Source organism: Achromobacter animicus, assembly GCF_040775605.1.
Taxonomy (GTDB): Bacteria; Pseudomonadota; Gammaproteobacteria; order Burkholderiales; family Burkholderiaceae_B; genus Achromobacter; species Achromobacter animicus.
In genome coordinates, this window is the sequence record NZ_JAYGJK010000001.1 from 116,538 (window position 1) to 140,184 (window position 23,647).

At 64.2% G+C, this 23,647-nt stretch carries 19 protein-coding genes; 9 read left to right on the forward strand and 10 right to left on the reverse strand.

Annotation, left to right across the window (positions count from 1 at the left end; genetic code table 11):
• The first annotated feature begins 83 nt into the window (after nt 1-83).
• Genes AB3147_RS00520 through AB3147_RS00530 form a run of 3 tightly spaced genes read left to right on the forward strand, consistent with a single transcriptional unit; the run spans nt 84 to nt 4,590 of the window.
• Nucleotides 84-3,371: a T6SS effector BTH_I2691 family protein gene (locus AB3147_RS00520; RefSeq protein ID WP_367351212.1), complete on the forward strand. Its 3,288-nt coding sequence runs from the start codon at nt 84-86 to the stop codon at nt 3,369-3,371.
• A gap of 20 nt (nt 3,372-3,391) precedes the next feature.
• The gene (locus AB3147_RS00525) at nt 3,392-4,174 is read left to right on the forward strand and encodes a DUF6708 domain-containing protein (RefSeq protein WP_279971318.1); all 783 of its coding nucleotides are present in this window, start codon (nt 3,392-3,394) and stop codon (nt 4,172-4,174) included.
• A gap of 14 nt (nt 4,175-4,188) precedes the next feature.
• Entirely contained in the window at nt 4,189-4,590 is a 402-nt protein-coding gene (locus tag AB3147_RS00530; RefSeq protein WP_367351213.1) for a TonB-dependent receptor domain-containing protein, read from the forward strand.
• 66 nt (nt 4,591-4,656) lie between these two features.
• Here the strand turns inward: AB3147_RS00530 and AB3147_RS00535 are convergent, their stop codons facing one another.
• The gene (locus tag AB3147_RS00535) at nt 4,657-5,031 is read right to left on the reverse strand and encodes a glutaredoxin family protein (RefSeq protein WP_218342409.1); all 375 of its coding nucleotides are present in this window, start codon (nt 5,029-5,031) and stop codon (nt 4,657-4,659) included.
• Nucleotides 5,032-5,309: 278 nt separating this feature from the next.
• Between AB3147_RS00535 and AB3147_RS00540 the strand changes: the two genes are divergently transcribed.
• Complete coding sequence (locus tag AB3147_RS00540; RefSeq protein WP_367351214.1) at nt 5,310-6,374, forward strand: hypothetical protein; 1,065 nt, start codon at nt 5,310-5,312, stop codon at nt 6,372-6,374.
• A gap of 3 nt (nt 6,375-6,377) precedes the next feature.
• Here AB3147_RS00540 and AB3147_RS00545 read toward each other — a convergent pair whose 3' ends face one another.
• From AB3147_RS00545 to AB3147_RS00570, 6 genes are all read right to left on the reverse strand, one after another.
• Nucleotides 6,378-7,610 carry an MFS transporter gene (locus AB3147_RS00545; RefSeq protein ID WP_239215018.1) on the reverse strand — a complete coding sequence of 411 codons (1,233 nt, stop codon included), beginning with the start codon at nt 7,608-7,610 and terminating at the stop codon, nt 6,378-6,380.
• A gap of 276 nt (nt 7,611-7,886) precedes the next feature.
• Nucleotides 7,887-9,911 carry an acetyl/propionyl/methylcrotonyl-CoA carboxylase subunit alpha gene (locus tag AB3147_RS00550; RefSeq protein WP_367351215.1) on the reverse strand — a complete coding sequence of 675 codons (2,025 nt, stop codon included), beginning with the start codon at nt 9,909-9,911 and terminating at the stop codon, nt 7,887-7,889.
• 181 nt (nt 9,912-10,092) lie between these two features.
• A complete protein-coding gene (locus tag AB3147_RS00555) occupies nt 10,093-11,700 on the reverse strand; it encodes a carboxyl transferase domain-containing protein (protein WP_218342405.1) in 1,608 nt (535 codons plus the stop codon).
• Between the two features lie 229 nt (nt 11,701-11,929).
• Nucleotides 11,930-13,111 carry an acetyl-CoA C-acetyltransferase gene (locus tag AB3147_RS00560; RefSeq protein ID WP_175137022.1) on the reverse strand — a complete coding sequence of 394 codons (1,182 nt, stop codon included), beginning with the start codon at nt 13,109-13,111 and terminating at the stop codon, nt 11,930-11,932.
• A 35-nt stretch (nt 13,112-13,146) separates the two neighbouring features.
• On the reverse strand, nt 13,147-15,039 hold the full coding sequence (gene aceK, locus AB3147_RS00565) for a bifunctional isocitrate dehydrogenase kinase/phosphatase (RefSeq protein WP_367351216.1): 1,893 nt from the start codon (nt 15,037-15,039) through the stop codon (nt 13,147-13,149).
• Nucleotides 15,040-15,061: 22 nt separating this feature from the next.
• A complete protein-coding gene (locus tag AB3147_RS00570) occupies nt 15,062-16,240 on the reverse strand; it encodes an isovaleryl-CoA dehydrogenase (RefSeq protein WP_056327730.1) in 1,179 nt (392 codons plus the stop codon).
• Between the two features lie 248 nt (nt 16,241-16,488).
• On the opposite strand from AB3147_RS00570, the gene AB3147_RS00575 reads away from it, so the two are divergent.
• Nucleotides 16,489-17,664: a M20 aminoacylase family protein gene (locus AB3147_RS00575; protein WP_239215023.1), complete on the forward strand. Its 1,176-nt coding sequence runs from the start codon at nt 16,489-16,491 to the stop codon at nt 17,662-17,664.
• A 58-nt stretch (nt 17,665-17,722) separates the two neighbouring features.
• Nucleotides 17,723-18,694 carry a Bug family tripartite tricarboxylate transporter substrate binding protein gene (locus AB3147_RS00580; RefSeq protein ID WP_343737749.1) on the forward strand — a complete coding sequence of 324 codons (972 nt, stop codon included), beginning with the start codon at nt 17,723-17,725 and terminating at the stop codon, nt 18,692-18,694.
• A gap of 153 nt (nt 18,695-18,847) precedes the next feature.
• Here AB3147_RS00580 and AB3147_RS00585 read toward each other — a convergent pair whose 3' ends face one another.
• Nucleotides 18,848-19,180: a YnfA family protein gene (locus tag AB3147_RS00585; protein ID WP_175123957.1), complete on the reverse strand. Its 333-nt coding sequence runs from the start codon at nt 19,178-19,180 to the stop codon at nt 18,848-18,850.
• Between the two features lie 5 nt (nt 19,181-19,185).
• Nucleotides 19,186-19,566 carry a MerR family transcriptional regulator gene (locus tag AB3147_RS00590; RefSeq protein WP_175123956.1) on the reverse strand — a complete coding sequence of 127 codons (381 nt, stop codon included), beginning with the start codon at nt 19,564-19,566 and terminating at the stop codon, nt 19,186-19,188.
• 73 nt (nt 19,567-19,639) lie between these two features.
• Here AB3147_RS00590 and AB3147_RS00595 point away from each other — a divergent pair, with 73 nt between their 5' ends.
• The gene (locus tag AB3147_RS00595; RefSeq protein ID WP_367351217.1) at nt 19,640-20,707 is read left to right on the forward strand and encodes an MBL fold metallo-hydrolase; all 1,068 of its coding nucleotides are present in this window, start codon (nt 19,640-19,642) and stop codon (nt 20,705-20,707) included.
• 115 nt (nt 20,708-20,822) lie between these two features.
• Here AB3147_RS00595 and AB3147_RS00600 read toward each other — a convergent pair whose 3' ends face one another.
• Nucleotides 20,823-21,449, reverse strand: coding sequence for a LysE family translocator (locus AB3147_RS00600; RefSeq protein WP_175123954.1), 627 nt, complete (start codon nt 21,447-21,449; stop codon nt 20,823-20,825).
• A gap of 183 nt (nt 21,450-21,632) precedes the next feature.
• Here AB3147_RS00600 and AB3147_RS00605 point away from each other — a divergent pair, with 183 nt between their 5' ends.
• Both AB3147_RS00605 and metC read left to right on the forward strand, forming a co-directional pair.
• On the forward strand, nt 21,633-22,352 hold the full coding sequence (locus AB3147_RS00605; RefSeq protein ID WP_367351218.1) for a nitroreductase: 720 nt from the start codon (nt 21,633-21,635) through the stop codon (nt 22,350-22,352).
• 58 nt (nt 22,353-22,410) lie between these two features.
• Nucleotides 22,411-23,604 carry a cystathionine beta-lyase gene (gene metC, locus AB3147_RS00610; protein ID WP_343737747.1) on the forward strand — a complete coding sequence of 398 codons (1,194 nt, stop codon included), beginning with the start codon at nt 22,411-22,413 and terminating at the stop codon, nt 23,602-23,604.
• Nucleotides 23,605-23,647 lie beyond the last annotated feature (43 nt).

Consider the following 23,647-nt stretch of genomic DNA (forward strand, 5'->3'; position numbering starts at 1 on the left):
ACGCTTCCAAGTTGGCACAACGTTTGCATTGAGGCGATAGGTCATCACCGACTATTGCCACACTGCGCCAAGCAAAGGAACTTATGAGCGTCAGCACGACCTTGAGTTGGGCGATCCGCCATGCTGTCCCCAATCCTACGGGCACATGCAACGCCTGCGAACGCACTGGCCTGCCAATCCTTCCGTTGCGAACGGCCTACGCGCCTAAGCCCACCGCGACATCAAAGCGGCCGCTTGCCGGCGGCGGCGATCTGGCTGCCGTGCCGTTGCGGCTCGACCAGCCGCGTACCCTACGTGAAGGGTATCTCTATGTGCTGCTCGACAAGCGAGAGTGGCAGGCTTATCAGGTGACGCCCGAAGGGGCGCTGCGTCAGTTCAACCCATTTTCCATGCCGCGGGCAGCCCCAGAGCCGCTGAGCGAAAGATGCATTCACCGGGACCACGATGTCCCCGCTTCGTTCATCAACATCGATACCGAACTGTTCACGACCGCGTGGATTGCATTCTCCAGCGATCCGTGGTCCGAAAACGTATTGAACCGATATCTTCAAAGTTTCACGGCCGAACAGTCGCCAGTGAGCGCCAGGTTTCATAGGCTGGACCTAAAGACTGCCCGCGAAGATCCCGCGAGCGTAGGCATCGCGATGACGGAGCAAAGGCTTCACGTCGATCAGCAGGTGCTGGAATACGCCACACCCACCATCGGCGATTTTGTCAGCGTGCACGGCTTTTGCTCGCGCAATCATCGCTTGAACGCGCTGCAGGGCTTCGTCCGAACTCAGACACAGCGCGAACAGTTGCCGAATGGCGTGTTGGCGCTGGTCCTGCCGGACCCAGTCGGGTTGGTCCAGGAAATCAATCATCAGCGCCTGGGTTGGCAAAGGGAGCGGCAGGCTTACGAGGCAGACCCGCTCAATAACTACAAATTTTTCACCTCCGAAAGCCTCAAACGCCTGCGTGAACTCTGCAAGGTGGCCGCGGGCGACGCCATCGCCGACAGCCCGAATGCCGCCTGGGAGATGATGCCTACCGAGTCCGGCGGCCCGCCGGTTTTCGGCGATCCCGCCCGCGAGCGAGCCGAACAGGTCGAGCACAAGGCTGAGAATCTGCTTGCGCGCCTTGACGAGCGATATGATGAAGCCGCGCGCGCCAGTTGGGAGCGGTCGTTCGAAGCGCACAAGGCGCGGTTGCAGACGCAAGTGGATAGGCTGGCCGCGCTCTACACAGACCAGATCCTCAACAACCCGATGTTCCGTGTGGCTGAGCGCCATGACTACGATGCGCAAAACGCGTACTCAGTATTGGGTTACATCCGCACCATGGAGCTGTGCCTGAGCGGCGGCATCACCGAAGCAACGCCTAAACCAGATTCCGAGGGCAACATTCAAGCCGTCAACGGGCCGTCGGCGCGGGCTTGGGAAGCGTGGATCAAGGATGGTCAGAGCATCGTCTTCAAAACCTTGCTCGCGCTCGACAAGAACCTTATGCAAAGCCTCGTTCCCACGTTCAGCAATCAGGGCGAACTGGATTGGAACGACTTCGGCAAGCTCTATGCCCCGATCACCAAGATCATTACCAGTAGCGACCTGGGCGACAAACTTATTTGGCCGAATGTCCAGGACGCAATCGCGAGTGTGCTGGCAGCTTACAACAGTGCGGTGAGCCGACTGGAACTGAAGGTTGATGCCGGCGTGCGCAACGTCGCCACGCGCGTGAACAGCGCATCGGTCCTGCTGTATTCGCGGACGTACATGACCCAGGTCGCCGTTCAGATGAAGCTGGGCGAGTTTTACACATTGATGTGCAAGCAGATCGGGGAAGACCGCAACAGGCTTGCTGCTGCCATCGCGCAGGCGACCGGAAAGGCGCACAAGCAGGTGCGGTCGGTGCTGACTGCCGGTGTCCTCAGTCTTGCCTTAAGTGACCCCAAACTCGCGGAACAGATGGTTGAAGTGGTGCTCTGGGTCGAAGGAAACGCGAATGACTTGCGAAAGCGCTTTGGCGACGTCGTCAAGGATGCCACCCAGCAAACAGGGGAGGTTATCGGAGACGCCACGCGCCGGGCCGGCGGAGCGCTAAGCGAACTCAAAGTGCTCGCCGGCACGCTGGAGCCGGGGGCGCGCAAGGCCTTGGCCGGTCTTCAGCTAAACGTGGCGCGGGCCGCCGACCTCGCGCAGACCGGATTGAGGGGCGCGCGCAGTGCTGCCGCGATTGCCCGCGGCACGGTCGGAAGCGCTGAACTGCTGCTTGCTGTTGGCTCCACGTACCTGTTATCGCAGGGCTTGCGTAAATCGGTTGAAGCCGTGGATGCCACCTTTGGAGCCAAACACGAGGAAGCCGTGCTGGCGGTGTACTCGGCCTCGATCGGGGTGTTGGGGGGAAGTATTGAGGTGGCGGGAATGACGATGAGGGCCAGCGCTGAGCAAGCGAGGAAAGTTCTCCGCGCGCATGCGTCGAGTGTCGGTGCCATCAGTCAGCTCGCGGATGCTGGTAAAGCACTGGCGCGGTTTGGGGCAATATTGGGCGCGGCGTCTGGGGCTGTTGACGCAGTTGCGGCTTTAGTTGCAGCTGGTCGTGCCGGTGATGCTGGCGGTAAATCAGCAAGATCTTGGTACTTCGGTGCTGCAGGATTATCCGTCACAAGCGCGGGCTTTGCGGTGTACGCCCTCTATTCCGCCTCGACGACAATATTGAGTGCCACCTGGGTGCTTGGGCCTGTCGGGTGGGCAATTCTTGCTGGAATTAGTGCGTTTGTCTTTCTGCAGCTTGGTGGGGAGGCTGAGTCGTCTCCCTTAGAACGATGGGCGTATCGTAGTCACTTTGGACTATCGGAGAGTGATAAGTTTGACGACGCGAATTCGGCAGTTTCCGCATTGAATGCGGCGGTTCTTGGGGTCGATGCGCAGGTGGTGTTTGGTTCTATAGTGCGAGCCGTCCACTACGAAGGGAAGGCTGCCGCCATGGGTGGTGCGGAGGGAGGGCCGGCGGTTATACCGCAATTGCAATATCAAATAGTCATGCCTCGCTACGATGTCTCCCGCGTAGCCTTTAAGTGGCGACTTATCGTAAAGCGGTATTCCGGCGAGCAGATTATGGCGTCCGGTATGCACCCACTCGGTGATCCCAAGTCAAGTGAACATAGCATCCCGCTACAGCGGCTGGATTATGTGCCTGAAAGTAATGCGCCGACTAGCCGCGAGCGCACGGTTACTGCAGTAGAGGAAGGAAAGGAAACCTTCCTTATTGTGGAAGGCTCGATCGAACTCAAAGTTAGTCACGATATCGATGAGGCACGAATCGTTCTAGAGTACCTACCAAACATTCACGACTCAGAGATGATCGCAATCGTGGACGTTTCGGAGGCCAAATGACAACGTCTCCGAAAGCTCTCTTGGACATTCCGACTGCTGGATGGAAAGCTGATCTTCCGCTTCCATGGGCACCACCGGATCATATTTTTCATCCAATCGGCGTCGCACCAAATTACGTGGACGAAATCTACCTTGAGTTGCATACCGCCAAAATATTGAATCGAACGGTGGTTTGCGCTTGTGGCATCTTTATTCTCACGATCGCGTTTCTAATGCTCGTAATGTTGTTGCTTGAGCTTGCAGACGGAGCATATGCATTTAAATCAAATCCATTGGCTTATGTCTTTTTATTGGGAGCAATAATGGTCAGTTTCGTCCTGGGAATAGGCATGTTACGCACAGGTATAGCCGCCCCTCGAGACGAGCCCATTCGTTTCAACCGCAAGCGAGGCAAAGTTTACGTGTACCGATTTCACAGCGGCGGACCGATCAGTCGAAAGGGTTGGGGTGTTCGCCCGGAGGCTTTCGACTGGAGAGACCTCCGAGCCGAAGCCTGGAGCCGCAAGGCGCTGACCCCCAGCGGTGTGCCGATTTTCGCGTGGGGCGTTGATATTGCTGTGGTGGCGCCGGGCACTAATCACGTCATTGACCGCTTCCAATTAGCCGGCAGCAACGCCAACGGCGAGCACATGTGGGCAATGGCGCGCGCGTTCATGAATCAGGGACCCGAGGCATTACCCCAGTATCCAATCCCGCCTCGTGATTGGAACAACGATGTGCCGCCCTACCACTTGGCCTTGCGTTTAGCGCCCAAGGTGGAGTGGCCGGCTGATATGGACGTCGAGTCGCGCACGGGACCGTAATTCGCCTTTGGTCGGTGACTTCGGCCGAGCATGCGGCCGCGGGCTATACGTTCAACAGCAACAAGTATCTGAGCGACCCCGAGCGCGAGGGCCAGACCTTCAGCGAGGAAACGCCTCGGCGCATGCTGCGCGTGTGGAGCGAATACCGCCTGCCGGGTGACTTGAATCGGGTGAGTATTAGCGGGGACGTCATTTGGCAGAGTGCGTTGGTCAACACGATTTCGAACGTGCGGCGTCCGTCCTACAGCGTCTGGAATACGAGCGTCGCGTATGACCTGACTTCGCATTGGACCGCCGCGGTGAACGTGAACAATCTGTTCGACAAGGTCTATTACGAGTACCCGGGCTATCTGGACAACCGGAACAACTACGGCGCGCCGCGCAGTGTGCTGCTGACGCTGCGAGGAAGGTTCTGACGCGTTCTTTACGCAATTGAAAACGGCCTGCCGGATGATTCGGCAGGCCGTTTGCTTTTCGCGTGATCATGCAACGTTGGCGAAGCGCTTTTCAAGGTACGCGATGATGTCGTTGGACTCGTACATCCAGCGCGTGCCGTCGGCGTCTTCGATGCGCAAGCAAGGCACCTTCACCTTGCCGCCGCCCGCCTGCAACGCGGCGCGCGCCTCGGGGTCATGCTTGGCGTCCTTCAGCGTGATCGGCACGTTGAGCCGATGCATCGCGCGGCGCGTCTTCACGCAGAACGGGCAGGCCTGGAATTGATACAGCGAGAGCGCGGCGGCATCCGCGTTGACGGCGGCCTGGCCTTGCGGCGACCGCTTCTGGGGACGCGGACGGGTCAGTGCGTCGCCCAGGACAATGATTTGACCCAGGCCGACACGCAGGGCTTTGACGAGCATGAATGGGGACTCTGAATGGTGAGAGAGGGTGTCAGTCTACTCTGTGCGGCTGCTTTGGCGGTTGTGAACCCTGGGTACGACGGAAGCACATGACCCGTCGCCCGCAAGTGGCGGAAGGCGTCCAGCAGTGCGGCCAAGACGCGGACCGGCGCGTCGCTTCTCATGAACGCTCACCGCGATATCATGCCCTGGCGTCTTCGCCCCGGGGCCCTTTTCGGCCAGATGGGCGGCGGGCGCCGATAGGCTCAACCTCCGAACTCATAAAGGAACGAAGACCGATGACGCTGTCTCGCCGCGTGCTTGCCCTTGTATGCGTGTCCGCCCTGTTCGCCCCGCTTTCCGCGTGGGCACAGTCACCCAGCGATGAAGCGCTACAGGCCGAGGCGGCAGCCATGCGGAAACGGCACGTCGCCAACACCGACGAGCTGTTCGACCAGGCCCGCAAGGACATGGCGATTGTGGTCATCCCGACCGTCAATTTCGATGCGGGAACGCCGCGCAACTTTGATGATGCGGCCACGCGGGATCAATTTACCCGCCAGCACAGCGCGCTCGTGCATTGGCAGCATAAGACCGAAAAGGGCTTTGCGATGACCGTGGGCCAAGGCAAACACAAGTTCGATGTCTCGGATACCGGTCCATTGTTCCAGACGACGCGCGGCGCGCTCGCGTATCAGGTGATTCCGGTGTGGCCTGGCGAGTATCGGCTCAATCGCATTACGTACCGTCAGCCTCGGACGGCGCTGCCGGACTCGGAGGCGCGCGCGAAAACGATGGATTATCTGAAAAACCTCGGCATGGCTACGCTGACTGAGACGATGGCTATCGACTTCAAGAAGGAAGGACCCTGGACGCCGCTCGTGCCCAGCGAGGATGGACTGGGCTCAGGGTGCGAGGTGACGTTGCGCATTGGTGAAGGCTGCAACGAGGCTGCCCGGGAGTATCGCTGGGTGGAAGGGGCCAGGCGCGCGTTCCACAATCGCGAGGCAGAGATGTTGCCCGCTGCCGGCGTTGACACGGAACTGCTCTTCACGCCGTTGGCCACGATTACGCTGGAAGCGGGCGATGTGGTGCTGATGGATGGGTACAAGATGCCGGAGGACCAGCCGGTCATTGTCGAGGATTCGTGCGGGGTGCTGGCTGGGGAATGGGTGTGTTTGCTGGAGTCGGTGACGCTGGAGCGCTTGCCCGCCAGTATTGAGGATTTTCGGAAGGCGCGTAGCGCTGCGAGTTTTGAGTTGCCGAAGCTGGATGCTGCGTTGCAGGACCTGGTTTATCGGGAGCCTAAGTATTACTTTGAGCCGGCGGCTGGGGCGGCGAATCGGTTTGAGATGCGGAAGTAGGTCCTACGTCTGCGCCACCTCATTCCCGTTCAACGTCCTAAGCCGCCTCAACTCAGGGAACCACCGCATCCACAGCGCGGCGACTGCAATCGTCCCAACCCCGCCGATCACTACGGCGGGCACCGCGCCAAACAACTGCGCAGTCAGACCCGATTCAAACTCCCCCAGCTGATTCGACGCCCCGACAAACAAGGTGTTCACCGCGCTGACTCGCCCCAGCATGTGGTCGGGCGTATTCAACTGCACTAGCGATGACCGCACGACAACGCTGACCGCATCGGCCGCGCCGAGCACGACCAGCGCGGCGATCGATAGCGGGATCGACGTCGATAGACCGAACACGGTGGTCGCCAAGCCGAACACGATGAGCGAACCGAACAGCAGCCGGCCGACGTTTTCACCGAGGCTCAATCGCGCCAGCGTCAACGACATCAGCGCCGCACCGCAAGCCGGAGCCGCGCGCAAAGCACCAAGCGCCCACGGCCCGGCATTGAGGATGTCTTTCGCAAAGATCGGCAGCAACGCCGTCGCCCCGCCCAGCAGCACAGCAAAGAGATCCAGCGACAGCGTGCCCAGCAGCAGCCGGCGCTGGAAGATGAAGGTGATCCCGCCAAACAGCGTGCGCCACGTGGTCGGTTCCTTGCGGGGTGGCGCGCGTTCGATGACGAGGGTGGCAATGGCGATGAAGGCCATCAGATACAGCGCGGCGGCGACGCAGTAGATCCACCCTGCTCCGAGGCTGTAGCCGACGCCGCCGAGCGCCGGGCCTGCGATCTGCGCGATCTGGCCGCCGGATGAGGACAGCGCGGTGGCGCGCGGGAGCCATTCGCGCGGGACGACGGCGGGGATCAGCGTGGAGAGCGTCGGCGCTTCGAAGGCGCGGGCCGAGCTCATGATGATGATGGTGGCGTAGATGAGCGTCTTGCCGCCGACGCCATGCAGCGCGGCGATGGCGAGGACCAGCGTGGCCAAGGCTTCGAGGGCCATGCAGATGGCGACGATCTTGCGGCGGTCGTAGCGGTCGGCGACGTGGCCGACGACGAGCGTCAGGGCGGCCATCGGGAGGAACTGGGCGAGGCCGATGAGGCCCAGGTCGAGCGCGCTGCCGGACAGCGCGTAGATCTGCCAGCCCACGGCGACGGAGACGATCTGGAATGCCAGCGATGCCGCGACGCGGCCGCAGAGGAAATGCAGGAACGGCGGACGGGAAAGCGGACTGGGCGTGTCGGCGGACATGGTGGGCGTGGCGCGGGGGGAAGCGCCGATTCTAGGCGAGGGGCGCTGACGGACAGCTAAACCGAGGCGGACCGCAAGAGGTGATCTTCGGTGTCGAAATGATCGGAACCGCGCGGCAATCCGTCACAACGCGCAAGAAGGATGCGCCGGCCGTCCAAGCACGCAGCCAGTACGTGACCTTGAATGCCGGCGCCTTACGCGAATTTTATGAAGCCGCATAAACAAAACGGCTCCCGGCGTTACCGCCGGAAGCCGTCGGGTACGTTCAAACCGCCGTTACTCGATCGACACGAGTTCGGCGCCTTCCGTCACCTGATCCCCCACCCCATAGAACACTTCCCCCACCGTCCCGTCGGCGGTGGCAGAAATGGTGTGCTCCATCTTCATCGCTTCCATCACCAGCAGCGGCTGGCCCTTCTCGACCTTGTCGCCCGCCTTGACCGAAATCGAGATGATCTTGCCGGGCATGGGCGCGGCCAGACCCGCGCCGTGGTCGCCCTGCGTGTCCTGCGAGTGCGTCAACGCGTCATACAGCTCCAGGACGTGCGAGCCGTCCTCGCGGAAGACGTAGGCTCGGTCGCCATGCAGGACGACGGTGCCGGCGCTTTCATGGCCTTGCAGCGTGATGCGCAGGCCATAGGCCAAATTGGGATTGGCGCTGGCGTGCGAGCGCCACAGGAAGGGCCGCGCGCCGTCGCCGGTGTCCAGTGTCCACGCGCCGCCCTGGCGGGCGACGGTGACGTGACGGGTTTCGCCGTTGTCGGTCCATTGCAGTTGACGCCGATACTGGCCGCCTAAGCGCCAGCCGTCGCGCGCGTCCCACGGGTCGGTGGGGCCTTTGCCCGCGCCTTGCGCGCCCGGCTGAGCCAGTCCTTGGCGAACCAACACGGCCGCGGTGGCAAGGGCCAGTGCGTCGGCGTCGGCGGGCTTCGGGTCAGGCAGCAGCGTGGCGCGCTGGCGCTCGATGAGGCCGGTGTCCAGATCAGCGGCCGCAAAGGCGCTGTCCTTCATCAGCCGTGCCAGGAACGCGACGTTGGTCTGCACGCCTACGGCCTGCGTCTGCGCCAGCGCTTGCAGCATGCGGGCGCGGGCCTGGTCGCGATCGGCGCCGTGCACGATGAGCTTGGCGATCATCGGGTCGTAGAACGGGGTGATGGTGTCGCCCATGCGCACGCCGCCGTCGACGCGGATGTCGCCGTTGGCAAACGCCGTGTGCGGCGGCAGGCCCAGGTAGGCGAGCGTGCCGATGGACGGCAGGAAGCCCTTCTCGGGGTTCTCGGCGTAGATGCGGGCCTCGATAGCGTGGCCGTTGATGCGCAGGTCTTCCTGGCGCGCGGGCAGCGGCTGGCCGGCGGCGACGCGCAGTTGCCATTCGACGAGGTCGTGGCCGGTGATCATTTCGGTGACCGGGTGCTCGACCTGCAGGCGCGTGTTCATTTCCATGAAGTAGAAGCGGCCGTCGGGCTCGGCGATGAACTCCACCGTGCCCGCGCCCACGTAACCCACGGCGCGCGCGGCGGAGACCGCAGCTTCGCCCATGGCGCGACGGCGTTCTTCGGTCATGCCGGGGGCGGGGGCTTCTTCGATGACCTTCTGGTGGCGGCGCTGCACGGAGCAGTCGCGCTCGAACAGGTACACGCAGTTGCCGTGCGTGTCGGCGAAGACCTGAATTTCGATGTGGCGCGGCTTTTGCAGGTAGCGCTCGATCAGCACGCGGTCGTCGCCAAAGCTTGAGGCGGCTTCGCGCTGGCACGAGGCCAGTGCATCGAGGAACGCGCCGGAGGATTCGACGATGCGCATGCCCTTGCCGCCGCCGCCCGCGCTGGCCTTGATGAGGACGGGATAGCCGATGCCGTCGGCCTGCGATTTGAGGAACTGCGGGTCCTGGTTGTCGCCGTGGTAGCCGGGCACGAGCGGCACGCCGGCTTTCTCCATGAGGGTCTTGGCGGCGGACTTGCTGCCCATCGCGGCAATGGCGGACGCGGGCGGGCCGACGAAGGCGATGCCGGCATCTTGCGCGGCCTGGGCGAAAGCTTCGTTCTCGGACAGGAAGCCGTAGCCGGGGTGAATGGCGCCGGCGCCGGTGTCGCGCGCGGCCTGCAGAATGGCGTCGGCGCGCAGGTAGCTGGCGCGCGGCTCTGAGCCGCCGATGTACACGGCCTGGTCGCAGGCGGCGACGTGACGCGAGTTGGCGTCCGCGTCGGAATAGACGGCGACGGTGCGCAGGCCCATGCGGCGGGCGGTGGCGGCGACGCGGCAGGCGATTTCGCCGCGGTTGGCAATCAGCACAGTATCGAACATTGCGTTATCCAAGCTGAGTTTGTTTGTTGACAGCGGTGCGGCGAGGGCACTGCCGCTAAATTTCTAACAACCGTTCCCCGCCTGCGCCGGCCCTATCGGGGCACCGCGGATCCGGCTCCGCCGGTCCGCCAGTGCCGCCCCTTTGAGGGGGCGCGCGAAGCGCGTAGGGGGTGGGTCCCATTCACATCCGGAAGACACCGAACTTGGTGTCTTCAATGGGCGCATTCAACGCCGCGGACAACGCCAGCCCCAACACGCGGCGCGTGTCGGCGGGGGCGATGATGCCGTCATCCCACAACCGCGCAGTCGCGTAATACGGATGGCCTTCACGCTCGTACTGTTCGCGGATCGGGGCCTTGAACGCCGTCTCTTCGTCCGCCGACCATTGCCCGCCGCGCGCTTCGATGCCGTCGCGTTTCACCGTCGCCAGCACGCTTGCCGCCTGTTCCCCGCCCATGACCGAGATGCGGGCGTTGGGCCACATGAAGAGCATGCGCGGCGAATACGCGCGGCCGCACATGCCGTAGTTGCCGGCGCCGAACGAGCCGCCGATCAGGACGGTGAACTTGGGCACGTTGGCGGTGGCGACGGCCGTCACCATCTTGGCGCCGTGGCGCGCGATGCCTTCGTTTTCGTATTTGCGGCCGACCATGAAGCCGGTGATGTTCTGCAGGAAGACCAGCGGAATCTTGCGCTGCGCGCACAGTTCGATGAAGTGCGCGCCCTTCTGCGCGGACTCGGAGAACAGGATGCCGTTGTTGGCGACGATGCCGACGGGCATGCCGTGGATGTGCGCAAAGCCGGTGACCAGCGTGGGGCCGAAGCGGGACTTGAATTCGTCGAACTCGGAACCGTCGACGATGCGCGCGATGACTTCGCGCACGTCGTAGGGCTTGCGGGTGTCGGCGGGAATGATGCCGTTCAGTTCGCTGGGATCGAAGCGCGGCTCGCGCACGGGGATCGTGGCCAGCGGTTGCGGCTTCTTGCGGTTCAGGCGCGCAACGGCGTTGCGCGCCAGTTGCAGCGCGTGCATGTCGTTGGCGGCCAGGTGGTCGACCACGCCGGACAGGCGCGTGTGCACGTCGCCGCCGCCCAGGTCTTCGGCGCTGACTTCTTCGCCGGTGGCCGCCTTGACCAGCGGCGGGCCGCCCAGAAAGATGGTGCCCTGGTTGCGGACGATGATGGACTCGTCGCTCATGGCGGGCACGTACGCGCCGCCGGCGGTGCACGAACCCATTACGACGGCGATCTGCGCAATGCCTTGCGCCGACATCTGCGCCTGGTTGTAGAAGATGCGGCCGAAGTGGTCGCGATCGGGAAAGACTTCGTCCTGCTGCGGCAGGTTGGCGCCTCCAGAGTCCACCAGATACACGCACGGCAGGTTGTTCTGCGCGGCGATCTCCTGCGCGCGCAAGTGCTTTTTGACGGTCATCGGATAGTAGGTGCCGCCCTTGACCGTGGCGTCGTTGCAGACGATGACGCACTCGGTGCCGGACACGCGGCCGATGCCGGTGATGACGCCCGCGCCGGGCGCGTCGCCGTCATACATGCCGTGCGCCGCCATGGGTGACAGTTCCAGGAACGGGGTGCCCGGATCGATCAGGTTTTCGACGCGGTCGCGCGGCAGGAGCTTGCCGCGCGCGGTGTGCTTGGCGCGGGCGGATTCGCTGCCGCCCAAGGCCGTCTGCGCCAGTTGCTGGTTCAGATCGTCCAGTTGCGCCTGCATGGCGCTGGCGTTGTCGATGTAGTCCTGCGACCGCGGATTGATGCGGGATTCGATGATGGGCATGGGGTACCACCCGTCCTGCTTGATTGGAATTTGAAGGCGCTCGGTGTGAGCGGGTTGTCTCGCTGCCCGGTGGGCCGGGCATTCTTGTCGATTGGAAAAATCAGGATTTCGTTGCGCCTTTCCTGCATGGCCCGCGACCGACCCGTCGCGGTGGTTGCAATGCCAGAAAGGCGCAGCGAAATCCTGCTTGAGGCACAGGCCGAAGCCCGTGTCTCAAGCAGGCAACGGCTTAGACCATTTCGATGGCCATCGCGACGGCTTCGCCGCCGCCAATGCACAGCGTGGCCACGCCGCGCTTGCCGCCGGTCTTGCGCAGGGCGCCGATCAGGGTGGCCACCAAGCGTGCGCCGGAGGCGCCGATCGGGTGGCCCAGCGCGGTGGCGCCACCGTGGATGTTGACCTTTTCAGGCGAGAGCTTGAAGTCGGTCATCGCGGCCATGGCGACCACCGCGAAGGCTTCGTTGATCTCGTACAGGTCCACGTCTTCGGCCTTCCAGCCGGTCTTGTTGAACAGGTTCTTCAGCGCGCCGACGGGGGCGGTGGTGAACCAGTTGGGTTCCTGCGAGTGCTGCGAGTGCGCGACGATGCGGGCCAGCGGCTTGACGCCGAGTTTCTCAGCGGTGGACGCGCGCATCAGCACCATGGCGGCGGCGCCATCGGAGATCGACGACGAGTTCGCGGCGGTGACGGTGCCGTCCTTCTTGAACGCGGGCTTGAGCGTCGGGATTTTTTCCGGCATGGCCTTGGTGGGCGCTTCGTCGGTGTCGATCACGGTGTCGCCCTTGCGGCCGGCCACGGTGACGGGGGCGATTTCCCACTTGAAGCTGCCGTCTTCCGAAGCGGCGCGCGCGCGGCGCAGCGATTCCAGCGAGAACGCATCCTGCTGTTCGCGCGTGAACGAGTACTTGGCGGCGCAGTCTTCGGCGAAGACGCCCATGGCCTTGCCCTTGTCGTACGCGTCTTCCAGGCCATCCAGCGCCATGTGGTCGTACACGGTGTTGTGGCCGTAGCGGTAGCCCTGGCGGCCCTTGAGCAGCAGGTACGGCGCGTTGCTCATGCTTTCCTGGCCGCCGGCGACGACGATCTCGGCGCTGCCCGAGGCCAGCAGGTCATGACCGAACATCGCGGCCTTCAGGCCCGAGCCGCAGACTTTGTGAATGGTGGTGCACGCCACGCCCAGCGGCAGGCCGGCGCCCAGCGCGGCCTGGCGGGCGGGCGCCTGGCCCTGGCCGGCTTGCAGCACGTTGCCCATGATGACTTCGTCGACCTGCTCGGGCTTGATGCCGGCGCGTTCAACTGCAGCCTTGATGGCGACCGAGCCCAGCTCGTGCGCGGCCAGGCCGGACAAGTTGCCCAGCATGCCGCCCATGGGCGTGCGGGCGACGGAAACGATGACGATGGGATCTGACATGACTTGCTCCTGTGAGGGTCGGGACAGCGATTGAGTTACAACACCGCGTTGCCGTTTGAAGGGCGGTCTGCACGCAAGCGTCTGTCCTTATCGTAAGGGAAAAATTCTTCGATCCGGCCTTGCGCCACGTGGGCGCGGCAGGCCTGCCACCAGTCCGGTTCCAGGAGGTCGGCATGGTGACGCATGAAGGCGCCGCGCACGCGCGCATCGCCCAGCAGGAAGCGGCCGAATTCCTCGGGGAAGACGTCGTTCGGGCCGATGGCGTACCAGGGTTCGGACGCCATCTCCGCTTCTTCATTCGGGGCCGGCGGGATGCGCCGGAAGTTCATCTCGGTCATGCGCTGGATTTCGTCGTAGTCATAAAAGACGACGCGGCCCAGGCGCGTGACGCCGAAATTCTTGTAAAGCATGTCGCCGGGGAAGATATTGGCCGCGGCCAATTGCCGGATGGCGTCCCCGTATTCGCGCACGGCGTGGTCCAGCAAAGCGTCCGGCGCCTGCTGCAGGTACAGGTTCAGCGGCGTCATCCGGCGTTCGATGTAGACGTGGCGGATGACGACGGTGTCGCCGGTTTCCTCGATAAGGCTGGGCACCAAGCGCCGCAGCTCGTCCAGCAGCGCGGGCGCAAAGCGGGCGCGCGGCAGGGCGACCTGTGAATATTCCCAGGTGTCGGCCATGCGGCCGACGCGGTCGTGCAGCTTGACCATCTGGTATTTGCGCCGCACGGTGGCGTGATCCATGCCGTCCTTGTCGATGCGGTCCTTGATGAGCTTGAACACGTACGGATAGGACGGCAGCGTGAACACGCACATCACCATGCCCTTGATGCCGGGGGCGATGTCGAAGGCGTCGCGCGAATGCGCCAGATGATGCAGGAAGTCGCGGTAGAACAGCGTCTTGCCCTGCTTCTGCAGGCCGATCATGGTGTAGAGCTCGGCCTTGGGCTTGCGCGGCAAGAGGCTCGACAAAAAGTTGACCACTGCCGCGGGCGTTTCCATGTCGACCAGGAAATACGCGCGGGTAAAGCTGAAGAGCGTGCTCAGGTCGTCCGCGCCCAGCAGCAGCGCGTCCAGCGTCACCTGCCCCGCCGGATTGCGCGTTAGCGCGATGGCAAAGGGGTAGACGGTGGTCTGGTTGATCAGGCGGCCGACGATATAGGCGCCCTTGTTGCGAAAGAACAGCGACCCCAGCGCGTGGAGCTGGCAGTCCGTGGCGATGCGCCGGCCGACGTGGCGCGGCAGGACCGCGCGCAGCTTGGACACCGCGGCGCGGGCCAGCAATCGCGTGTCGCGCGGCAGGTCTTCGAAAGGCAGCGCCAGGCCGAAGTCGGCCACCATGCGGATCAGGCTTTTTTCCAGGCCGTCGGTCACCGGGTAGTACACGCGGTAGGACGGCACGCTGCTGTCGAGGTAGTCGGTGGCGACTGCCGGGCGTACGAACAGGAAGTCGTTGTGGAAGTAGTCGCGGTGCAGCAGGCGGCACGAGACCGAGTTGAAGAAGGTCTCGGCGCATTCGGGCTGGCGGTGTTCGCCCAGGAGGCCGACGAACTCCTGCTTGATCTGCTGCCAGTACGCGGTCTGCGCGTCGGTCAGGGACGGGGCGGCGGCGCCGTTGCCGTTCTTGGCGGTGTGGTCCGCGCCGTTGGCCGTACCGCCCACCGCGCCCTCTGGCCGGCCGCGCAGCACGCCTTCCAGTTGCGTGGCGCATTCGCGCACACGCATGTCGTAGTACTCGATGCGTTCGCGGGACAGATGCTGGATGCCGTGCCAGTCGCCGGATTCAAACAGCGCCTTGGCACGCTGGGCGCTATAGCGGAACAGCGCGTAGTGCCGGTCAAAGCCCGCCAGGATCAGCCGCGCGACCTCCAGCGGCGAGGGGCCCGGGGCGGGCGCCTGCTCGATGTGCTGGATGTCGGACGTGCGGATCATGGCGCGGGCTGTGGATAAGGCGTCAGGCGGTTTCGTTGAAGAGTTCGCGGCCGATCAGCATGCGGCGGATCTCGCTGGTGCCGGCGCCAATTTCGTACAGCTTGGCGTCGCGCCACAGGCGGCCGACCGGGTATTCGTTGATGTAGCCGTTGCCGCCCAGGATCTGCACGCCCTCGCCCGCCATCCACGTGGCCTTTTCGGCGGTGTACAGGATGAGCGCGGCGCAGTCCTTGCGCACCTGGCGCACGTGGTCGGACCCCAGTTTGTCCAGGTTCTTGCCGACCTGATAGCAGAAGGCGCGGCTGGCCTGCAGCGTCGTGTACAGGTCCGCGACCTTGCCCTGGATGAGCTGGAATTCGCCGATGGCCTGGCCGAACTGCTTGCGGTCGTGGATGTAGGGCACCACCACGTCCATCACGGCCTGCATGATGCCCAGCGGTCCGCCGGACAGCACGGCGCGTTCGTAGTCCAGGCCGCTCATCAACACCTTTACGCCGCCGTTGACCTGGCCCAGCACGTTTTCCTCGGGGATCTCGCAGTCCTGGAACACCAGCTCTCCGGTGTGGCTGCCGCGCATGCCCAGCTTGTCCAGCTTCTGCGCCACGGAAAAGCCTTTGAAGCCCTTTTCGACCAGGAAGGCGGTGATGCCGCGCTGGTGGGCCTCGGGATCGGTCTTGGCGTAGACGACGAGCGTGTCGGCGTCCGGGCCGTTGGTGATCCACATCTTGGTGCCGTTCAGCACGTAGCGGTCGCCCTTTTTGTCGGCGCGCAGCTTCATGCTGACAACGTCAGAGCCTGCGCCCGGTTCGCTCATGGCCAGCGCGCCCACGTGTTCGCCGGAGATCAGCTTGGGCAGGTACTTGGCCTTCTGGGCGGCGGTGCCGTTGCGGTTGATCTGGTTCACGCACAGGTTCGAGTGCGCGCCGTACGACAGGCCGATGGAGGCGCTGGCGCGTGAGATTTCTTCCATGACGACCATGTGGGCCAGGTAACCCATGTTGGCGCCGCCGTATTCCTCGTCGGCGGTCATGCCCAGCACGCCGAGGTCACCGAATTTGCGCCACAGGTCCATGGGGAATTGGTCGCTGCGGTCGACTTCCGCGGCGCGCGGCGCGATCTCGGCCTGCGCGAAATTGCGGACGGCGTCGCGCAGCATGTCCAGGTCTTCGCCCAGGTCGAAGTTCAGGCCGGGAAGATTCATCAGTGTCTCCGTGATAGTAGGTGCTTACATTCATGAACCTGCGCGGACGTGTCTTGGCCGCCGTCGCGGGGGTGATCCATGATGCGCCGTTCATCCGGCGCTGCGCAATGATGCAGTGCAAATATTACGTTTACGTAAACGTAAATTGGATGAGGGTTATCCCTAGCGCGTTGCACACCGCTGCGACAGGGACGATGGGCAATACTTGATATGACCCTTTAATCCTGAAATATCCGACGGAGTCAGCTGTGCTCGAACTTTCCAATCTGGACGACATCGTGGCGTTGCGCCGTGACATTCATATGCACCCGGAGCTTTGCTACGAAGAGCACCGCACGGCCAAGGTGGTGGCCGATACGCTGCGCGGCTGGGGCATCGAAACGCACACGGGCGTCGCCAAGACGGGCGTGGTCGGGGTGATCAAGCGGGGCACATCGGACCGGGCCATCATGCTGCGCGCCGACATGGACGCGCTGCCCATGCAGGAAGAAAACCAGTTCGAGCATCGCTCGCGCCACGACGGCAAAATGCACGGCTGCGGCCACGACGGCCATACCGCAATGCTGCTGGCTGCGGCGCAGCATTTGCAGACGGCGGGCGGCTTCGACGGCACCGTGTACCTGTGCTTTCAGCCGGCCGAGGAAGGCGGCGCGGGAGGCCGCGCGATGATCCAGGATGGCCTGTTTACGCGCTTTCCGTGCGAGGCCGTGTTCGGCATGCACAACTGGCCGGGATTGCCGGCCGGCGCCTTCGGTGTCTGTGCCGGTCCTATGATGGCGGCGGCCAACGGCTTCAAGATCACGGTCAAGGGCAAGGGCGGTCACGCCGCCGCGCCGCAGGACTGCAATGACCCGGTGCCGGCGCTCTTTGCCATCGGCCAGTCGCTGCAGACGATCCTGACGCGCAGCAAGCGTCCGCTGGATGCGGCGGTGCTGTCGATCACGCAGGTTCAGGCGGGCGGCAGCGTCATCAACGTGATTCCCAACACCGCGTGGCTCGGCGGGTCGGTGCGCGCGTACAGCACCGATGTGGTGGACCTGATCGAGCGGCGCATGCAGGAGATCGCGCCCAGCATCGCCGCGGCGCACGGCTGCGAGGCCGAGGTGTACTTCGAGCGCCGCTACCCGGCGCTGGTCAACACCGTGGCCGAGACGGAATTCTGCATGGGCGTGATGCGCGAGGTCGTGGGCGAGGACCGCGCACTCACCATCGAACCGGCCATGGCCTCAGAAGACTTTGCCTTCCTGCTGCAGGAAAAGCCGGGCTGCTACGTATTCCTGGGCAATGGCGACGGCGAGCATCGCATGGCGGGCCACGGCCTGGGCCCGTGCATGCTGCACAACGCCAGCTATGACTTCAATGATTCCTTGATTCCGGCGGGGGCGTCGTACTGGGTTCGCCTGGCGCAACGCTACCTCGCCTGATGTGCTTTACCGCAGTCCGTTTCACCAACGCAGTGCTACGCAACATCACCAGGACGATATGAAAAAGAAGACATTGCTGATCAAGGCCGCGGGGGCGGCCCTGGCAATCATGGCTAGCGGCGCGATGGCGCAGAGCTGGCCGGCCAAGCCCGTTACCGTGGTCGTGCCGTATACGGCCGGCGGCAGCGCCGATGCGATCGCGCGCCGGTTGGGCGACGCGCTGCGCAAGGAAGCCAACATTACGGTCATCGTGGAAAACAAGCCGGGCGCGGGCGCGTCAGTGGGCACGGACTATGTGGCGCGCGCGCAGCCGGACGGCACCACATTGCTGCTGGCCTCGACCAGCCCGCTGACGATCTTTCCGCATCTGGCCAAGACCAATTACGACCCGATGAAGGACCTGACGCCGGTGGCTAGCGTGGCCGTGGCGCCGGTCGCCATCGTGGCGACCAAGGCGTTGCCGGTGAAGGATTTTGCGGGGCTGGTGGAATACGCCAAGTCGCATCCCGAAGGCGTGCGTTATGGCACGCCGGGCCAGGGCACGGTCGCGCATATCGGCATGGCGGCGGTCACCGCGCAGACCGGCACCAAGATGCTGCACGTGCCGTATCGCGGCAACAGCCAGGCGCTGACCGACGGCCTGGGCGGCGTGGTGGAGCTGCTGGTGGTCAACAGCGACGTCGTGCTGCCGCACGTGGCCAACGGCGCGCTCAAGCCGCTGGCGGTGATGGCGCCGCAGCGCCTGGCCGCGTGGCCCGATGTGCCGACGATGGCCGAGCTGAAGTTGCCGCAGGCGCAGTACTACTCGAACTTCGGCATTTTCGCGCCGGCGAATCTGCCGCCCACGGTGGCGCAGCCGTTGCAGGCCGCGTTGACCAAGGCCGTGGCCAGCGCCGAGTTCCAGGAACTGCTGGCCAAGTCGTTCCTGCAGCCGGGTACGGCATCGGGCGAGGCGTTTGCCAAGCAGGTGCAGGCCGAGTTCGCGAACAACGCCCGCATCATCAAGGAAAGCAATATCAAGGCGGAGTGACCGGCGGTTTGTGATGGCAATTGAGCGTGGCGGCGGTCGATCCGCCGCGCGAGATGTGCCGAGACGCAGCCTGCGTCAAAAGACCGGCACCAATGCAAAGCGCGCGGCCCTTCACGGGAACGCGCGCTTTTTTTGCCCTTCCGGCAGGCCGGATCAGGTCCCGCGCGGCCCGAACATGATCACCAGCATGCCGGCCAGGCACAGGCCCACGCCGATCCAGTCGCTCGCGCTGGGCCGCACGCCATCGACCGCCCACAGCCACAGCAGCGCCATGCCGATATACACGCCGCCGTACGCGGCATAGACGCGACCAGACGCCGTCGGGTGAAGCGTCAGCAGCCACGCGAACAGCGCCAGGCTCAGCGCGGCGGGCGCGAGCAGCCAGATGGAGTGGCCCTTGCGCAACCACAGATAAGGCAGATAGCAGCCGATGATCTCGGCCAGGGCGGTCAGGACGAAAAGCCCGATGGTTTGAAAAACAGCCATGCGGACTACGGCTTCTGCGCCAACAGGACGCGGCACTGGCGTTCCTGTTCGCTGATTTCCTGAAGGGTATCGTCGATGTCGCGACGCTGCTGCTCGAGCGTGACGCGATGCTGTTCCAGCACGGACAGATACTGGCGCAACTGCACCTCGGTGTCGCCGGGTCCGTCATACATGTCGATCAGCGTCAGGATCTCGGACAGTTGCAGGCCCAGCCGTTTGCCGCGCAGGGCCAGTTTCAGGCGCGTGCGGTCGCGCGGTCCGAAGATGCGGTTGCGGCCCTCGCGCGCCGGGCTGACGATCCCCTGGTCTTCGTAGAAGCGGATCGTGCGGGGCGTGACGTCGAACTCGCGGGCGAGCTCGGAGATGGTCCAGGTTGACGGGGACATGCGACGTGTGGCAGTTTACGTAAACGTAAATTATGATGACTTGACGTGATCGTCAAGCGTGGAGCGAGAGGCAATGAACCCCAACGAACAGAAGCTTCAGTATCCCTGGGCCGATTTTCAGCCCGAGGCCGGCCGCGCGCATGCGGTGGCGGAGGGCGTCAAATGGATCCGGATGCCGCTGCCGTTCGCGCTGGATCATATCAACCTCTGGCTGCTGCGCGACAACATCGACGGCCAGGAGGGCTGGACCGTCGTTGACTGCGGCATTTCGCGCGACGAAGTGAAGACGCTGTGGGAAGACGTGTTCAAGAACGAGCTGGACGGCCTGCCCGTGCTGCGCGTGCTGGTGACCCACATGCATCCGGACCACATCGGCCTGGCCTACTGGCTGTGCGAGCGCTGGAACGCGCGGCTGTGGATGACGATGACGGACTACATGGTGGCGTCGCTGTGGTCGTCGCGCCGCACGGATGCCGGCGCGGGGCCGGGCGGCCAATCGGCGGTCGAACACTTCGCCCGTCACGGCCTGAAGGACCCGGACGCGCAGGAACAGATCCGCCAGCGCGCCAGCTATTTCCCGAACCTGGTGCCTGCCGTGCCGTCGCGCTATACGCGGATCATGGACGGCGATCAGGTGCGCATCGGCGGGCGCGATTGGCGTGTGATTGTGGGCTACGGTCATGCGCCGGAACACGCGTCGCTGTTCTCGCCTGACCTGGGCGTGCTGATTTCCGGCGACATGGTGCTGCCGCGCATTTCCACCAACGTCAGCGTGTTCGATTACGAACCCGACGCCAATCCCCTGCCTTTGTATCTGCGGTCGCTGCACGGCTATGACGGCCTGCCCCGCGACACGCTGGTGCTGCCGTCGCACGGCCGCCCGTTCAAGGGTCTGCATGAGCGCATCACGCAGCAGCACGAGCATCATCGTGATCGGCTGGCCGAGGTGCTGGAAGCCTGTGCCGTGAAGCCGCAATCGACATCCGACATCGTGCCCGTGCTGTTCAAGCGCAAGCTGGATCTGCATCAGCTGACGTTCGCGATGGGCGAGGCGCTGGCGCATCTGCATGCTCTGTACTTCGAAGGCAAGCTGACGCGCGCGCAGGATGCCGATGGCATCGTGCGGTTCAAGGCGGTTTGATTGGCAGGATGGGCGGCCGGGGGATGCGAGCGTCGCTGCTCGTGTCCGGCTGCCGGTGTCCCGCTGATCGCGTGCCGCCGCTGGTGATCAGCGCCTGCGCGACGATTAGCGGTGCCTAGCGGGAAGCCGTCGCCAGCCTGACGGCCAGCCCGACGAACACCAGCGCGGCAATGCGATTCAACCAGCGCTTGGCCGTGACTGAACGCTGCAGCAATTCCCCGAACGCACCCGAGAAGAACGCGATCGCCCCGAACACCAGCAGCGTCGACACGATAAACACCGCACCCAGTTGCATCGTCTGCAAACCCACCGGCCCGAGCCGCGGCGACGTGAACTGCGGCAGGAAGGCGAAGAAGAACAGCAGCACCTTCGGATTGGTGAGGTTCATGACGATGCCGCGGCGGTACAACGCGCCGGGCCGCATGGGTTCGGGACGTTTGCCGTCTTCGGATTCGACGGGGGCGCGCAGGATCTGCCAAGCCAGATACGCCAGATAGGCCGCGCCCGCCAGCTTTAGCACCGTAAACGCCACGGGCGACGCGGCAAATACCGCGGCCAAGCCAACCGCAACCGCCGCCGTGTGTCCCAGCAGTCCCGTGCACAACCCCAGCACCACGAACATGCCCGCCTTGCGTCCCCAGATGGCGGACTGCATCAGCACAAACAGGTTGTCCGGCCCCGGCGTCAGCGCCAGCAGCACGGCAATGCCAAAGAATGCGATCAGGGTGTCGAGGGGCAGCATGGAGTCTCTTCGGTATCGGAGCAGCGGATGCGACGGGGCGGTGGAAGCGACACGTCCGTTTGGTCAGCGGCGTAGCGTTGAAGCCACTGCGCCACTGGCACGAGGTCAGCGTCGGCCGGACAGCGCCGGACAGCAAGTGGCATGATAAGGGCAAAGCCGACCACGACAGGAGACAGACTGATCATGACCGTTGCCGCTCAGAACGCTGATAACACCAAAAACGCGAACGACGCCCTACCCGATGCCGCGCTCGAAGACTGGCTGCTCGCTCGCCACAGCTGCCGCGCCTTTCTGCCGCAGCCCGTGCCCCGCGCCACCATTGAACGCATCCTGACCCTGGCGCAGCGCACGGCGTCCTGGTGCAACTGCCAGCCGTGGCAGGTGGCAATTACCGAGGGCGACGGCACGAAGCGGTTGCGCGAGGCGCTGGAGCGCCGCGCGCAGGTCGAGGGCTTCAAGCCTGATTTCCCGTTCCCGCGCGAGTACCGCGACGAATACCTGGCCCGCCGCCGCGAATCCGGCTTCCAGCTGTACGGCGCCGTCGGCGTGCCGCGCGGCGACCGCGACGCCTACCGGCGCCAGGAGATGCGCAACTTCGCCCTCTTCGACGCGCCGCATGTCGCGATCATCACGACCGACGAGGCGCTGGGCGAATACGGCGCGATGGATTGCGGCGGGTATGTCGCCAATTTTCTGCTGGCGGCGCAGGCCAATGGCGTGGCGACCGTGGCGCAAGCCTCGCTGGCGATGTATCCCGAGGTCTTGCGCGAACTGCTGGGCATCGCACCTGGCCGGCGCGTAGTCTGCGGCATCTCGTTCGGCTTCGAAGACAAGGCGCATCCGGCCAACAGCTATCGCACCCGGCGCGCGGATTTGTCCGAGACCGTCCGATGGATCGGCTGAAATTCCGGCCGCGTCCTGATATGGTTTGGTTTTCCCGGTTTTGACGCACCTCTACAAGATGCCTACCAAACACATCGATACGGTTCTCCAGCACGCGGGCACCGCCCCGTTCAATCCCGAGACCGGCACGGCGCCGGTGCCGCTGCCGCCCATGCGGGCCAGCACGGTGCGCTTTGCCAATATCGCCGCGCTGGAAAACGCGCAGCGCAGCAAGGCGGCTGGCGGCCGCGCGTCCACGTACGGGCGCATGGGCATGGACACCCATGCCGCGCTGGAAGAGGTCTTCACGCAACTGGAAGGCGGCACACATTGCTATCTGGCGTCCTCGGGTCTGTCGGCCATGACGATGGTGATGATGGCGCTGTGCTCGGCCGGCGACCATGCGCTGATCTCCGACAGCGTGTACGGCCCGATGCGCGAGCTGGACGATGCGGTGCTCAAGCGCATGAACATCGAGATCACGTACTTTGCCGCGGGTGAAGACGTGGACGCTTTGGTGCGGCCCAATACCAAGCTGCTGTACGTGGAATCGCCCGGCTCGCTGCTGTTCGAGATGCTGGACATGGGCGCCATGGCCGCCATCGCGCAGCGCCACGGGCTGGTGCTGGCCACCGACAACACCTGGGGCTCCGGCTATATCTATCGGCCGTTGACGCTGGGCGCGCAGGTCTCGGTCATCGCCGGCACCAAGTATGTGGGCGGACACTCCGACCTGATGCTGGGCGCGGTGGTCACCAACGACGAAGGCATTGCCCGCAAGCTGAACCGCACGCAGTATGCGATGGGTTATTCGATCAGCGCCGACGACGCGTGGCTGGCGCTGCGCGGCGTGCGCACCATGCCCATCCGCATGGCGCAGCATGCGCGCCACGCGATGCAGGTATGCGAGTTCCTGGATTCCCGTCCCGAGACCGTGCGTTTGTTCCATCCGGCCTGGCCCAAGGATCCCGGCCACGAATTGTGGAAACGCGATTGCACCGGGTCGAACGGCATGCTGTCGGCCGAACTGGCCCTGTCCCCGGCCGCCGCGCGCCGCTTTGTCGATGCGCTGACGCTCTTTGGCATCGGCTTTTCGTGGGGCGGCTATGAAAGCCTGGTGCAGCTCGTGTCGCCGAAGGATCTGTCCAAGCATGGCTATTGGGGCGAAGGCGAGAACCCGGTCGTGCGCCTGCACATCGGGCTGGAGTCGCCCGAGGACATCATTGCGGATCTGACGCAGGCGTTTGAACAGGCCGCGTCCATCAAGGAATGATCGCGCAGTAAGCGCGCGCAACTACACTTGAAAGAACTACACG

Bases quoted from the DNA above. Each gene is read 5' to 3' on its own strand.
- AB3147_RS00580 (WP_343737749.1), top strand. From the start codon at position 17,723: ATGAAAAAGAAGACATTGCTGATCAAGGCCGCGGGGGCGGCCCTGGCA.
- AB3147_RS00600 (WP_175123954.1), bottom strand. From the start codon at position 21,449: ATGCTGCCCCTCGACACCCTGATCGCATTCTTTGGCATTGCCGTGCTG.
- AB3147_RS00540 (WP_367351214.1), top strand. From the start codon at position 5,310: ATGACGCTGTCTCGCCGCGTGCTTGCCCTTGTATGCGTGTCCGCCCTG.
- AB3147_RS00560 (WP_175137022.1), bottom strand. From the start codon at position 13,111: ATGTCAGATCCCATCGTCATCGTTTCCGTCGCCCGCACGCCCATGGGC.
- AB3147_RS00585 (WP_175123957.1), bottom strand. From the start codon at position 19,180: ATGGCTGTTTTTCAAACCATCGGGCTTTTCGTCCTGACCGCCCTGGCC.
- AB3147_RS00550 (WP_367351215.1), bottom strand. From the start codon at position 9,911: ATGTTCGATACTGTGCTGATTGCCAACCGCGGCGAAATCGCCTGCCGC.
- AB3147_RS00535 (WP_218342409.1), bottom strand. From the start codon at position 5,031: ATGCTCGTCAAAGCCCTGCGTGTCGGCCTGGGTCAAATCATTGTCCTG.
- AB3147_RS00545 (WP_239215018.1), bottom strand. From the start codon at position 7,610: ATGTCCGCCGACACGCCCAGTCCGCTTTCCCGTCCGCCGTTCCTGCAT.
- AB3147_RS00590 (WP_175123956.1), bottom strand. From the start codon at position 19,566: ATGTCCCCGTCAACCTGGACCATCTCCGAGCTCGCCCGCGAGTTCGAC.
- aceK (WP_367351216.1), bottom strand. From the start codon at position 15,039: ATGATCCGCACGTCCGACATCCAGCACATCGAGCAGGCGCCCGCCCCG.
- AB3147_RS00555 (WP_218342405.1), bottom strand. From the start codon at position 11,700: ATGCCCATCATCGAATCCCGCATCAATCCGCGGTCGCAGGACTACATC.
- AB3147_RS00595 (WP_367351217.1), top strand. From the start codon at position 19,640: ATGAACCCCAACGAACAGAAGCTTCAGTATCCCTGGGCCGATTTTCAG.
- metC (WP_343737747.1), top strand. From the start codon at position 22,411: ATGCCTACCAAACACATCGATACGGTTCTCCAGCACGCGGGCACCGCC.
- AB3147_RS00520 (WP_367351212.1), top strand. From the start codon at position 84: ATGAGCGTCAGCACGACCTTGAGTTGGGCGATCCGCCATGCTGTCCCC.
- AB3147_RS00570 (WP_056327730.1), bottom strand. From the start codon at position 16,240: ATGAATCTTCCCGGCCTGAACTTCGACCTGGGCGAAGACCTGGACATG.
- AB3147_RS00605 (WP_367351218.1), top strand. From the start codon at position 21,633: ATGACCGTTGCCGCTCAGAACGCTGATAACACCAAAAACGCGAACGAC.